Source organism: Neisseria sp. P0009.S007, from assembly GCF_051962515.1.
This window is the reverse complement of the sequence record NZ_JBQCVF010000760.1, coordinates 1-212: the sequence shown is the minus strand read 5'-3', so window position 1 is coordinate 212 and position 212 is coordinate 1. Positions and strand designations below refer to the sequence as shown.

Annotated in this window: 1 protein-coding gene; it reads left to right on the top strand. The window is 49.1% G+C overall.

The features are described from left to right. Positions 1–212, top strand: a 212-nt coding sequence (locus ACTHS3_RS16175; protein WP_440368531.1) for a collagen-flanked surface repeat-containing protein, incomplete at both ends; no start/stop codon positions are given.

The following is a 212-nucleotide window of genomic DNA, read 5'->3' as shown; positions in this document are numbered from 1 at the left end:
GGCAACGGTACCCACACTGTAACCATCAAAGACGGTAACGGTAACACCACTACTACCATCATTAAAGATGGTGCAACAGGTGCCGACGGTAAGAACGCTGAAGCCGACGTTAAAGACAACGGCAACGGTACCCACACTGTAACCATCAAAGACGGTAACGGTAACACCACTACTACCATCATTAAAGATGGTGCAACTGGTGCCGACGGTAA